Below are 12,743 nucleotides of genomic sequence, written 5' to 3'. Positions count from 1 at the left end.
AGCCGCCGCCCGAGTCCGGTCAGGGCTTCGCCGTCTTGCGGGTCGCCGGCGCGGGCGCGGCGGGCTTGAGCCGTCCGTACTTCTTCATCGCCTTGACCAGGCCGTCGTGCGGCAGGCCGAAGACGCGGATGTTGTCCGCCCCGGTCATGGTGTCGGAGGCCAGCATGGAGTTGAGGATGGCCTCCTGCGTGGCCTGGACGGTGGCCGCGAAGAGGGGGTTGAGGCGATCATTTCCGAGCACCGCCACGTTGGCGACGTGTGCCTGGGTCGGCGGCTTCAGGTGCTGGGTGGAGAAGGCGAGGAAGATGTCGCCCGAGTAGTTCTCACCCAGACCGCCCATCTTGGCGATGCCCAGCGGCACGCGGCGGGCGAGCCGGTTGAGCTGGTGGGGCAGGAGCGGCGCGTCCGTGGCGACGATGACGATGATGGAGCCCGCGCCCTCGAAGGGGTTGGGTACCTTGGACGGGGCGCCCTTCGCGTCGCAGGACGGCACCGCCTGCATCATGGGGCTGCTGGGTTTCTGGGAGCCGAGGAAGCACGGCCGCTGGTCCGCGAGTTCCTCACCCACGGGCACGCCCTCGACGGAGAAGAGGCGGCGCGAGCCGTAGTTGCATTGCACCAGCACCCCGAGCGTGTAGCCGCCGGCGGACTCGGGCAGCTTGCGCGACGCGGTGCCGATGCCGCCCTTGAAGTTGTGGCACACCATGCCCGTGCCGCCGCCCACGGAGCCCTCCGGGACGGGGCCGGTGCGCGCCGTCTCGAGCGCCTGGTGCGCGTGCTCGGGCTTGACGTGGAAGCCATACACGTCGTGCAGCATGCCGTCCCACGTCTCCGCGACGACGGGCAGGCCCAGGTCCCACGCGAGGTCCTTCTTCACCGCCCAGGTGATGACGGCCTCGCGCACGGCGCTGATGTCGTTGGTGTTGGTGATCATCACCGGGCCGTTGAGCTCACCGGACTCCTGAATCCAGTGCGTGCCGGTCATCTCGCCGTTGCCGTTGAGGGCGTAGGTGGAGGCGAAGACGGGCTCGCCCACGTTGGCCTTGCCTCGGGGCAGCACGGCGGTGACGCCGGTGCGCACGGGGCCCTTGCCCGCTTCGATGCGGCCCTGGCCGGAGATGAGCGTGGTGTGGCCCACCTCCACGCCCGGCACGTCGGTGATGGCGTTGACGGGGCCTGATTGCCCCCCGAAGGTGATGCCCAGGTCCCTGGCGCGAGGCCTGGGGCGCTCGGCCTGGGCGGCGCCGAGCGTGGGAGTCAGCAGCAGCGACAGCAGCACGGAAGAGGAGAGCAGGGTGCGCATGCACCGCTTCCTACTCCTCCGCGCGGTGGTCGTGTAGCGCGGGGATGAGGGCGCCCGCGTCATTCCGGGCGCCCTCGCACCGCGTCAGAACGCGGTGCCGTCCGCGCGCAGACCCGGCGACGAGGTGAGGCCCGTGGGGGACACGACGTTGTGCGGCTTGAACAACGAAGCGCGCGGGGGGTGTTTCCACTGTAGCGCGAGTGCCTGTCATGGGGGGAGGTGTGCGCCCGCGGGGAGCGTCAGGTCCCCTCCGGACCTGGCGTCTGCGGCCTCGAAACCGGCCCCCCCGAGCTCGGTTCCCAGACCAGGAAAAAGCCATGTCAGAACGCGAGTTGACCCATCTCGAGGTGCCGTGTTTCGTCGATTTCTCGGAGGCCCTGGCGGGCCGAGAGGTGGTGGCGCAGGGAGTTGGGCCCGACCTCGACCTGTGGCTCGTGGCACTGGACGGCAAGCGCGACGACCGGATGTCCTTCACTCCAGGAGGTGCCTCGTTCGCCAAGTCCCACGCGGACGCTCCGCAGTCCTACGAGGTCCTGCGCTATCCCTTCCCAGACGCCGAGCCCGAGTCCATCCTCCTTCCACCCGAGCGCCTCAACTTCCACTTCGTCCAACCCCTGCCCGATGGAGACCTGCTGCTGGCGGGGGCCCGGTGCGCCTACGTGGACAAGGACGCCCACGCGCGCAACGCCATCGTCTACTCGCGACAAGGCGTGGCCCGGCGCGAACTGACGCTCGGTGATGGCATCCAGGACATCCAGGCCACGGGCGATGGTCGGCTGTGGGTGAGCTACTTCGACGAAGGTGTGCTCGGCAACCGGGGTTGGGGTCAGGGTGACATCGACAGCGAGCCCATCGGCCGCAGCGGGCTGGTGCAATTCGATGCGATGGGGCGGCGCTTGAGTGAGTTCGACCCGCGCGCCGCCGGGACGGACATCATCATCGACTGCTATGCGCTCAACGTCGCGTCGGACGACGAGACCTGGCTGTACTTCTACACGGACTTCCCGCTGGTGCGGCTGCGCGACGGCGCGAAGCCGGTGACCTGGAAGACACCCGTCGCGGGAGCGAGCGCGATGGCGGTGGGCTCTACGCACGTGTTGTTCGGCGGCTCGTATTCGGCGCGCTCCCAGTTCGAGCTGTACGTGCTGCACGGTCGCCGCGAGAAGACGTTGGCCTCCGCGGGGACCTTCGTCTTCGTGGACCCGGACGGCGAGCGCTGGCAGCCCACGTGGATGCGCGGGCGTGGGCCCTGGTTGTATGGCGGCGAAGGCACTCGCGCGTTTCGCATCGACCTCGACACCCTCGTGGCCTCGGCCCGGGTCTGGCACTGAATGCTCCTGACACTCTCGACGACCCACTCTCCCGCGACGGACCTGGGCTACCTGCTGCACAAGAGCCCGCACAAGCCCCAGTCGTTCGACGTGTCGTTCGGCACGGCGCACGTCTTCTACCCGGAGGCGACCGAGCAGCGCTGCACGGCCGCGCTCCTGTTGGAGGTGGACCCGGTGGCGCTGGTGCGCGAGCGCAAGGGCCCCTCCGGCGACGGCGGCGCGCTGGAGCAGTACGTCAATGACCGCCCCTACGTGGCCTCGTCGTTCCTGAGCGTGGCGCTCTCGCGCGTCTTCGGCGCGGCCCTCTCCGGCCGCAGCCGCGAGCGGCCCGAGCTGGCGTCCCGGGCGCTGCCGCTCACCGCGCGGCTGTCCGTGCTGCCGTGTCGTGGAGGCGAGCCCTTCCTGCGGCGCCTCTTCGAGCCGCTCGGCTACACCGTGACGGCCACCCGCCATGTGCTCGACGAGACGGTGCCGGAGTGGGGGCCCAGCCGCTACTTCACGGTGACGCTCCAGGGGGACAAGCCGCTGTCGGACCTGCTCAGCCACCTGTACGTGCTGGTGCCGGTGCTGGACGACGACAAGCACTACTGGGTGACGGAGGATGAGATCGACAAGCTCCTGCGCCACGGCGAGGGCTGGCTCGCGTCGCATCCGGAGCGGGAGGTCATCACGCGGCGCTACCTGCGCCACCAGCGCAGCCTCGCGCGCGAGGCGATGTCGCGTCTGCTGGAGGGCGAGGACACCGGTGTGACGGACGCGGTCGAGACGGCCCGCGACGAGGCCGAGGCCACGCTGGAGCGGCGGGTCAGCCTGGACGAGCAGCGGCGGGAGGCCGTGCTGACGGCGCTCGTCGAGCAGGGCGCGGCGTCGGTGGTGGACGTGGGCTGCGGCGAGGGCAAGCTCCTGCGGGCCTTGCTCCAGGAGCGTCGCTTCACGCGCATCACCGGCATGGACGTGTCCACGCGGGCGCTGGAGGTCGCCGCCGAGCGGCTGAAGCTGGAGCGGCTCCCCGACCTCCAACGTCAGCGCATCCAGCTGCTGCAAGGCTCGCTGCTGTACCGGGACGCGCGGCTCTCGGGCCATGACGCCGCGACGGTGGTGGAGGTCATCGAGCACCTGGAGCCGTCCCGGCTGGCCGCGTTCGAGCGGGTGCTGTTCGAGTGGGCGCGTCCGGGCGTCGTGGTGCTGACGACGCCCAACGCGGAATACAACGTGCGCTTCGAGGGCCTGGCCCCGGGCGCGTTCCGGCACAAGGACCACCGCTTCGAGTGGACGCGGGCGCAGTTCGAGTCCTGGGCGCGGCGGCAGGCGGAGCGCTTCGGCTACGGCGTGCGCTTCGTGCCCGTCGGGACGCTGGATGCGGAGGTCGGCGCGCCGACCCAGATGGCGGTGTTCACACGATGAAAATCTCCCTTCCCGAGCTGTCCCTGGTCCTGCTCGTCGGCCCCTCTGGCGCTGGCAAGTCCACCTTCGCGCGCAAGCACTTCCTCCCGACGGAGGTCCTCTCGTCCGACACCTGCCGCGGCTTCGTGTCCGACGACGAGAACGACCAGGACGCGACGCGCGACGCGTTCGACGTGCTGCGCTTCATCGCGGCGAAGCGGCTGGCGCGCGGCCGGCTGACGGTCATCGACGCGACCAACACCCAGCCCGAGGCGCGCAAGCCGCTGGTGGCCCTGGCGCGCGAGTACCACGTGCTGCCGGTGGTCATCGTCCTGGACGTGCCCGAGGCCACCTGCCACGCGCGCAACGCGCTGCGGCCCAACCGTCAGTTCGGACTCCGGGTGGTGCGCCACCAGCTCCAGCAGCTGCGCCAGTCCCTGCGCGGCCTGGAGCGCGAGGGCTTCCGCCACGTCCACATCCTCAAGCCCGAGCAGCTCGAGGACCTGGTCATCGAGCGTCAGCCGCTGTGGAACAACCGCAAGCAGGAGACGGGGCCCTTCGACATCATCGGCGACATCCACGGGTGTCTGGACGAGCTGGTGCTGCTGCTGACGAAGCTGGGCTACGTCGTCACGCCCCAACCGGTGGGGGACCCTGGTTTCGACGTGCGCCCGCCCGAGGGCCGCAAGGTGGTGTTCCTGGGCGACCTGGTCGACCGGGGGCCGGGAGTCGTCGGGGTGCTGCGGCTGGTGATGGGGATGGTGGAGGCGGGCACGGCGCTCTGCGTGCCGGGCAACCACGAAATCAAGCTGATGCGGAAGCTGCGGGGCGGTGACGTCAAGCTGTCCCACGGCCTCGCGGAGTCGATGGAGCAGCTCGAGCGCGAGCCCCCGGAGTTCCGCGCCCAGGTGGTGAAGTTCATCGACGGGTTGGTGTCCCACTACGTGCTGGACGGTGGAAGGCTCGTGGTCGCGCACGCGGGGCTCAAGGAGTCCATGCAGGGGCGCGGCTCGGGCAAGGTGCGCGACTTCGCGCTCTACGGCGAGACGACGGGGGAGACGGACGAGTACGGGCTGCCCGTCCGCCACGACTGGGCCTCCGAGTACCGGGGCAAGGCGATGGTGGTCTACGGCCACACGCCCGTGCCGGAGGCCGAGTGGCTCAACAACACGCTCTGCGTGGACACCGGCTGTGTCTACGGCGGGAAGCTGACGGCGCTGCGCTATCCGGAGCGGGAGCTGTGCTCCGTGCAGGCGGCGCGCGTGTACTGCGAGGCGCGCAGGCCGCCGGGCATCGGAGGCGCTCCCGCCGCGCTGACGGCGCAGCAGCAGGACGACGACGTGCTCGACGTGGCGGACGTGCTGGGCAAGCGCATCGTGACCACGGGGCTGATGCGCAACATCACCCTCCGCGAGGAGAACGCCGCGGCCGCGCTGGAGGTGATGAGCCGCTTCGCGGTGCACCCCAAGTGGCTCATCTACCTGCCGCCCACCATGTCGCCGTCGGAGACGAGCGCGCGCCCCGGGCTCCTGGAGCACCCGGAGGAGGCGTTCGCCTACTTCCAGCGCGAGGGCGTGCTGGAGGTGGTGTGCGAGGAGAAGCACATGGGCTCGCGCGCCGTCGTCGTGCTGTGCCGCGACGCGGACGTGGCCCGCCGGCGCTTCGGGCTCGACGGGGACGAGCGGGGCGCGTGCTACACGCGGACCGGGCGGCGGTTCTTCCAGGACGAGGCGCTGGAGGCGGCGTTCCTGGCGCGGCTGGGCGCGGCCTTCGACGCCTCCGGGTTCTGGGGGGAGCACCAGACGGACTGGGCCTGCCTGGACTGCGAACTGATGCCGTGGTCGCTGAAGGCGCGGGAGCTGGTGCGCGAACAGTACGCGGCGGTGGGCGCGGCGGCGCTGGCCTCGGTGGGCGCGGCCCGGGAGGCGGTGGCCCAGGCGGCGGCGCGGGGGCTGGACCTGTCGGCGCTGGTGAGCCGCTTCGAGCGCAAGGCGGACGGCGTGGGGCGCTATGTCGCGGCCTATCGGCGCTACTGCTGGCCGGTGGCCTCGCTGGAGGACGTGCGGCTCGCGCCGTTCCACCTGTTGGCGACGGAGGGCGCCGTGCACACGGACAAGGACCACGTGTGGCACATGGAGTCGCTGGCCAGGGTGTGCCGCGCGGATGCCGGGTGGCTGGTGGCCACGCCCTATCGCGTGGTGTCGCTGGCGGACGCGGAGGAGGTGGCGGCGGCGACGCGGTGGTGGGAGTCGCTGACGGCGAACGGCGGCGAGGGCATGGTGGTGAAGCCCCGGGCTTATGTGGCGCGTGGCAAGAAGGGCTACCTCCAGCCGGCCATCAAGTGCCGCGGGCCCGACTACCTGCGCATCATCTACGGCCCCGAGTACACCGCGCCCGAGCACCTGTCGCGCCTGCGCCAGCGGGGCGTGTCCACCAAGCGCTCGCTGGCCATGCGGGAGCTGTCACTGGGCCTGGAGGCCCTGGAGCGCTTCGTGCGCCGGGAGCCGCTGCGGCGCGTGCACGAGTGTGTCTTCGGCGTGCTCGCGCTGGAGAGTGAACCGGTGGACCCCCGGCTGTAGCCGAGGGCCCGCCCCGCTCCCCGAGTCAGTGAACGCCCGGCGGCTGCTGGGTGGAGGACTGCACGCGCGCGCGGCCCTGGGACGCGCCGCGCTCCGCGTAGTGGCCCATGCCCTCGAAGTCCACCGCGATGCAGGGCTCGTCGCCAATCACCCAGCCATCATGGCCCGGCGGGATGATGGCCACGTCTCCCGGGCCCGCTTCGAGCTCGGTGCCGTCATCCATCCGGATCACCATGCGCCCGCTGACGATGTAGCAGGCGTGCGCCACCTGGCAGGAGTCGGTTCCCGCCAGCGGCTTGACGTCCTGGGACCACTTCCAACCCGGCTCGAAGACGACCCTTCCCACCGTCGTGTCGTCGTCGAAGCGGAGGATCTCCGCGTGCCCGTGGTCGGCGAACGGCCGACGCTCGTCGGGCGTGGAGAAGCGCTTGATGCTGAGCTCGCTCATGATGTTCCCCCCTGCGAGCCTGCGGAGGAGCGCCGGAGCGCCCCGGAACCCGTGGCCCGACTGTGATGTCTCAAGGGAAACGTAGGGATGCTCCCGGGGCGCGACAGGGCCTCAGGTCGTCAGCTCCAACGACATGGCCTGGCCCGCCTCGAAGCCCGGCTCGCGGCGCAGCCGCTCCAGCACGCCGCGTGTGCAGTGCAGCGTCACCAACGGAAACACCCCGGGCTCGCTCACCCAGCGCACCGCGCTCATCAACTGGTGCGCCCGCAGGAAGCCGAGCACCTGGTCGCGGAACTGGCGGCTCTCCTCCCCCGCACGCTGGTGGATGGCCGCGCGGCTCTCCAGGGGCGCGGCCGCGGACGCACGCCTGGCCTCGCCGCGTGGAGCGGCTCGAACCTCCGCGGGCTTCTCTCGGGGCATGACGATGGCTTCGACCCACATCGCGTCGCCTCCTTCCGGGCGTGATTCCAGGTCTGCTTGAAGATTATCGGACATGGCGCAGTCCGGTTGTGTCCCGTCGCTGTCGGACTGAAGGGTGGGGCGCCAGCACCCTCACGGCACAGGTTCGTTCCGGCGCGCCGCCAACCGCCCCGTGGAGTCAGCGCGCGCACGGGGGCTCGGCCGTCCGCCTGCTCCACGAGACACCGAGCGTCGACGCCCCTGGGCCCGGGCGCTCGTGCGCGCGAGCGTCCCGCGCTCGTGTGGGTGGGGGACTGACTGGCGGCGCGCCACTTCCTACCTTGTCGCGCATGAAGGACTCAGGACGCCAGCTCCCCGTCTACGTGCCCGCCCGCACGGTGTGGGCCGTGGGGCTTCAGGTGCTGTTGCTCGCCGTCTGCTGGCTGGTGCTGCGCAGGCTCTATCCGCTCCTGACGCTGCTGGCCGTCGTGCTCCTGCTGTCGCTCGCGCTGGACCCGCTGGTGCGCAGGCTGGAGCGCTGGGGCGTGCGCCGCGGCCTGGGCGTGGCGGCGGTGGCGCTGCTCCTGCTGGGGTTGATGGGCGTGCTGGTGGGGACGCTGGTGCCCGCGCTGGTGCAGCAGTTGGAGGGCCTGGTCCAGTCCGCGCCGGGGCTGTTGGAGAAGCTCTCCCAGTCGAAGTGGCTCCAGGAGCTGGGGACGCGCTACGGCTTCGAGCTGAAGCCGGAGGAGCTGCTGCGCTTCGAGCCGCTGGACCTGGCGGGTCGCGCGGTGGGCGTGCTGTCCTCCTCCCTGGGACTGCTCGCCGGTGGAATCACGGTGGTGGCGCTCACCGTGTTCGGCCTGCTGTTCGGCGGCGAACTGTACGAGAGCATCCTCCAGTGGGTGGCGCCGCGGCGGCAGCACCACGTGCGCCAGCTGGTGGGCCGCATGCGCGAGGCGGTGAGCAACTACATCGCCGGCACCCTGTTCGTGATGACCATCGGCGGCGTGGTGGCGGCCATCGTCGCGCTCGCCCAGGGCGTGCCGTACTTCCTGCCGTTGGGGCTGGCGGTGATGGTGCTGGGCGTCATCCCCTACATCGGCAGCATCGTCAGCGGTGTGCTGGTGAGCCTCACCACGCTGGCCACCGTGGGGTTCCGCTCGGCGGTCATCGCGCTGATCATCTTCGTCGTCTACAACCAGATTGAGTCCAACGTGCTGGGCCCCATGGTGCAGCGGCGCGCCATCCGGATGAACCCGCTGCTCATCTCGCTGGTGGTGCTGTGTGGTGGCGCCCTGGCGGGGCTGCTCGGCGCGGTCATCGCCGTGCCGCTGGCCGCCGCCGCGCAGGTGCTGCTCCAGGAGGTCCTCCGCGAGCGGCAGCTGCGCTTCAGGCGCGCCCACCACCGCGAGCGCGCGCGCCGCCAGGTGGGCAAGGGCGCGGTGGAGGAGGGGCTGTTGCTCGCGGGCCCGCTGGAAGGCGGCGAGCCTCCGTCGGAGCAGGGCCCCGGCGAGCGCCACTGAAAGACAGAGGGCCTCCGGCGGACCGCCCGGAAGCCCTCGTCATCCATCCCTGCTGTCACTCACCCGCGTCCCTCCGGCCCGCTTGCACCGGAGGGGACGGGAGGCGTCGGTCAGCGGCCGGCGGGAGCCGCGCGGCCCTGGGACGTGGTGGACTTGCCCGAGTCCGCGGAGGCCACGGCCGCGCCGACGGAGAAGACCATGTCGTCGCGATCGTTGTAGCTGCCGCTGGCGCAGGCGCTCGCCGTGCCGGTGAACCGGAACTGCGGGCGGATGGCGTGCGTGCCCGCCGTGTTGGCCAGGTTGAACGTGTGCGTGAACTTCTGCACGCCTCCCGCCGGGCAGACCACGCCGGTGACCAGGGCCGTCCACGTCGGGGACGCGGCGTTGGTCGTGTAGTACAGGTCGAAGAAGTCGGAGGAGCCGGTGCTGTAGCACCACACCGTGACCTCCACCGTCACCTGCTTGCCCGCGGCGAACGGACCCTGGTCGACCGTCTTGATGACGACCCGGTCGATGCTCTCGTCGCCGTGGTAGGAGCCGGAGGTGCCGTCCGCGCACGAGTCATTGATGGTGTTCGGCTGGTTCGGCTCGATACCGCCGGACATCGAGCCGCGGCCGTTGACCAGCGTGGGGCCGGTGTCGCAGCCGCACACCGTGCCGCACGTGGGGGCCTGGCGGGTGGTGTCGAACGTGGCGAGCGTCGGCGTGCAGACGGTGGACGTGGTGAAGCTGCGCACGGCGCTGAAGGCGCTGGTGCCGCAGACGTCCGCCGCCCGGGCCCGCCAGTAGTACGTCGTGGCGCTGCTCAGGTTGGGGGACACCGTCCAGTTGCTGGTGGTCAGCGCGTTGGCGGAGCGGACGATGTTGGCGAAGCCCGCGTCCGTGGCCACCTGCACCTCGTACGTCGCCGCGCTCGGCACGTCGGTCCAGTCCAGCGCCGTGGCCGAGGCCACGCCCGTGGCGCCATCCGCCGGGGACGCGAGCGTGGGCGCGGAGAGCGCCACGCAGCCGCGCGTGGTGAAGCTGGACGCCGTGGACCAGGTGCCCACGCCGCCGCACGAGTTGTTCGCGCGCACGCGCCAGTAGTAGGTCGTGTTCACGTTGAGCGACGGCGTCACCGTCCAGGTGCTGCCCACCAGCGAGTTGGCGGACGCCACCACCGTGGCGAACGTGGGGCTGGTGGAGACCTGCACCTCGTACGTGGACGCGCCCGTCACGTCGTTCCAGTCCAGCACCGTGGCCAGCTCCGCGCCGGTGGCGCCGTTGGACGGCGTGGACAGGGTGGCGACGCCCGGCGCCGCGCAGACCGGCGTGGTGCACGAGCAGGTGCTCGCCGCGCCGTAGCAGGCGTTGGAGGACGCGGGGACGATGGAGTAGCAGTACTCGCGGCCGTTGGCGACCTCGGTGTCCGTGTAGCTGGTGCCGGAGACGGTGGCGACCTTCGCCTTGCCGAAGTCGCAGCCCATGCCCTCGGTCTTCATCACCCAGTACTCCGTGGCGCCCGCGGAGGCCGTCCAGTTGAGGGCCACCTGGCCGTCACCCGGCGTCGCGGTGTGCGTGGGCGCCGCGGTGGGACCGGACGAACAACCGGAGTTCACCGGGGTGATGGTGTTACAGGCGATGTTGTGACGGTTGAACGCGGCGTGGATGGCCGTCATGTGCGGCGTGCCGTCGTTCAGGTTGCCGTTGTCGTCGTCCGCCGCCAGCCACTGCATGTAGCCGTTGGTGGAGCCGCAGCCGTCGGACGTGCCGCCCGAGCAGTTGCAGGCGTGCCAGGCGCCGATGTTGCCGGAGCCCTGGTAGAACAGCTTGTTGCCGACGATGAACGCCGTGTTGGAGTCGTAGTTGAACGGCGCGGCCGTCAGGTCACGAGCGACCAGGTCCCAGGCGGCCTGACGCGCGGGCGACGCGGCGCAGTGCACCTGCTTGCTGCAGGGGCCCGTGCCGGAGGAGCACATGGGGCACACGAAGTTCTGCGGGGTGGCCGGGGGCGCCGGCACCAGCGTCGGGGCGGACGGGGTGGCGTAGAGCGCCGCGCCCCAGTCGGAGTCGCGCACGCCGGAGCAGCGCGTGTCGCACCACTTGTAGCCGGAGACCTGCGACTCCTGCTGGTTGTAGCCCGAGCCGTCCGGCGTCTGGCCGCAGCCCAGGTTGGTCGTGTGGAAGAAGCCGTAGCCGACGCAGGAGGTCTGCAGGCGGTAGATGGCCGCGATGTCCGCGTAGCCCTCGCTGGAGCTGGACAGCGAGCCGTTGGCGTCGAAGTCATCCAGGCCGTGGCCCCACTCGTGGTCGAACACGGCGCCAATCTCACCCGTGTTCCGGCAGCCGCCGCCGCTGCGGTAGAAGTTGACCGACGTGCCGTTCCAGAAGGCGTTGCACGTGCTGTTGATGTTCACGTTGGCGAGCAGCTGCTGCTGCAGCCACGTGTTGTTGGGCAGGTAGCCGCGGGCCTGCTCCGCCAGCTTGTTGAGCTCGTAGAAGCTGGAGCGCGACGCGGCGGTGTTGCCCGCGGACGTGCCGGTGGGCACGGTGCAGTCGTGGTCGTTGTTCACGCCGCCCAGGGCGATGTTGCCCGTGGTGGAGCTGACGTTGATGGCGCCGCAGCTGTCGGACACGCGGACGTAGCGACCGGCGAGCGACGTGGTGACGGTGCCGGAGCTGTAGTTGAAGATGCCGGCGCCGTCGGTGAAGTTGTTCGGTGAGGCCAGGCCCGTGTTCGCCCAGGGCATGGGAGAGTTGGGCTTGATGGTGCCGCACACGGTGTTGTCCGTGCACGTGCCGATGTTCGTGGACGGGTAGATGCCGCCGTTGATCTGCGCGTCGAAGTAGTGGTTGTCGTCCTCGATGGCGAGCGTCTCGCCCGAGTTCGCGTCCACCGTGACCTTCCAGCGCTGGTGGCTGTCCGGGTCCTGGAACCCGTAGGCGTAGACCAGCTGGTGCTTGTAGCCGGTGCCCACGGCGCCGGCGAAGGACTCACCTTCCGGCGCGACGGGGGCGATCTCCAGCGTGGGCTGCTGCCACAGGCCCTGGGGGCTGGTGTTCAGGCCCACGAAGCCGTTGCCGGCCACCAGCGCGTCACCGGCGGAGAGCGCCGGGCGGGTCTCGATGCCCACCGTGGCCCACGCCTCGGTGCCGACGAGGATGAGGTTGCCGTGGCTGATGGTCGCCGCGATGCGCGCGTGGCGCACGGGGATGCCGTTGACCACCTGGCCGATGTGCACCTGCCAGAGGTTGTCGTTGATCTTCGTGACGCGCGGCGCGCTCATCTGCATCACGTCGAGGTTGAAGGCGGCCTGGTTGTCCGCGATGTACTTGAACACCAGGTCACCCACGACGGACTCGTCCACCTCCGCCACGGAGCGGCCGATGGCCTCGCGCACGCTGTCGAGCGTGACGCGGTTGCGCACGCCCTTGCCGGGGATGATGGGGTAGGCGCCCTCGATGCCCGACGGCGTGCCGGTGCGAGGGTCGATGTGGACGCGGAAGTCCCTCCCGTTGCGCTTGAAGAAGTCGTCCCAGCCTCCCACCGCCGCCTTGTCCAGCGTCTGCTGGGCCTGCTGCAGCGGCATGTTCTGGATGGGAAGGTAGAACTCCGGCTTGAAGAAGGCCTTGTCGGCGACGGCGCTCGGTCCCGCCTGGGGGGGCTGGACCGCCCAGCTCGTCCCTGACAGGAGCAAGGCAAGACATGCTGCTGACACCTGGGTGTGGCGCATGCGGTTCTCCTCTATGGGGGTCCCGAGGGGCGGACCCCGAAGGCTCCGGTGCGGAGCCCGCAGA

General features: G+C 70.7%; 8 protein-coding genes. 4 read left to right on the top strand and 4 right to left on the bottom strand.

All coding sequences use genetic code 11. The features are described from left to right. Nucleotides 1–19 precede the first annotated feature (19 nt). The gene (locus tag K8625_RS30960; RefSeq protein WP_223784729.1) at nucleotides 20–1,303 is read right to left on the bottom strand and encodes a P1 family peptidase; all 1,284 of its coding nucleotides are present in this window, start codon (nucleotides 1,301–1,303) and stop codon (nucleotides 20–22) included. 317 nt (nucleotides 1,304–1,620) lie between these two features. Here K8625_RS30960 and K8625_RS30955 point away from each other — a divergent pair, with 317 nt between their 5' ends. From K8625_RS30955 to K8625_RS30945, 3 genes are read left to right on the top strand one after another with little or no spacing between them, the layout of a single operon-like run. Next, nucleotides 1,621–2,634, top strand: a complete 1,014-nt coding sequence (locus K8625_RS30955) for a hypothetical protein (RefSeq protein ID WP_141327113.1) — start codon at nucleotides 1,621–1,623, stop codon at nucleotides 2,632–2,634. Further along, complete coding sequence (locus K8625_RS30950; RefSeq protein WP_223750142.1) at nucleotides 2,635–4,038, top strand: 3' terminal RNA ribose 2'-O-methyltransferase Hen1; 1,404 nt, start codon at nucleotides 2,635–2,637, stop codon at nucleotides 4,036–4,038. Beyond that, the gene (locus tag K8625_RS30945; protein ID WP_223784728.1) at nucleotides 4,035–6,596 is read left to right on the top strand and encodes a polynucleotide kinase-phosphatase; all 2,562 of its coding nucleotides are present in this window, start codon (nucleotides 4,035–4,037) and stop codon (nucleotides 6,594–6,596) included. The genes K8625_RS30950 and K8625_RS30945 overlap by 4 nt, the downstream gene beginning before the upstream one ends. Nucleotides 6,597–6,621: 25 nt before the next feature. Here the strand turns inward: K8625_RS30945 and K8625_RS30940 are convergent, their stop codons facing one another. After that, nucleotides 6,622–7,044: a cupin domain-containing protein gene (locus K8625_RS30940; protein ID WP_223750140.1), complete on the bottom strand. Its 423-nt coding sequence runs from the start codon at nucleotides 7,042–7,044 to the stop codon at nucleotides 6,622–6,624. Between the two features lie 111 nt (nucleotides 7,045–7,155). Beyond that, complete coding sequence (locus tag K8625_RS30935; protein WP_223750139.1) at nucleotides 7,156–7,485, bottom strand: hypothetical protein; 330 nt, start codon at nucleotides 7,483–7,485, stop codon at nucleotides 7,156–7,158. A 308-nt stretch (nucleotides 7,486–7,793) separates the two neighbouring features. Here K8625_RS30935 and K8625_RS30930 point away from each other — a divergent pair, with 308 nt between their 5' ends. Then, a complete protein-coding gene (locus K8625_RS30930) occupies nucleotides 7,794–8,966 on the top strand; it encodes an AI-2E family transporter (protein ID WP_223784727.1) in 1,173 nt (390 codons plus the stop codon). A gap of 110 nt (nucleotides 8,967–9,076) precedes the next feature. On the opposite strand, the gene K8625_RS30925 is transcribed toward K8625_RS30930, so the two are convergent. Continuing rightward, nucleotides 9,077–12,679, bottom strand: a complete 3,603-nt coding sequence (locus K8625_RS30925; RefSeq protein WP_223784726.1) for an endopeptidase — start codon at nucleotides 12,677–12,679, stop codon at nucleotides 9,077–9,079. Nucleotides 12,680–12,743: the final 64 nt, after the last annotated feature.

The organism is Myxococcus sp. AS-1-15 (genome assembly GCF_020037055.1).
Taxonomy (GTDB): domain Bacteria; phylum Myxococcota; class Myxococcia; order Myxococcales; family Myxococcaceae; genus Myxococcus; species Myxococcus fulvus.
The sequence above is the reverse complement of the archived record's forward strand: the minus strand, read 5'-3'. Positions and strand labels throughout refer to the sequence as shown.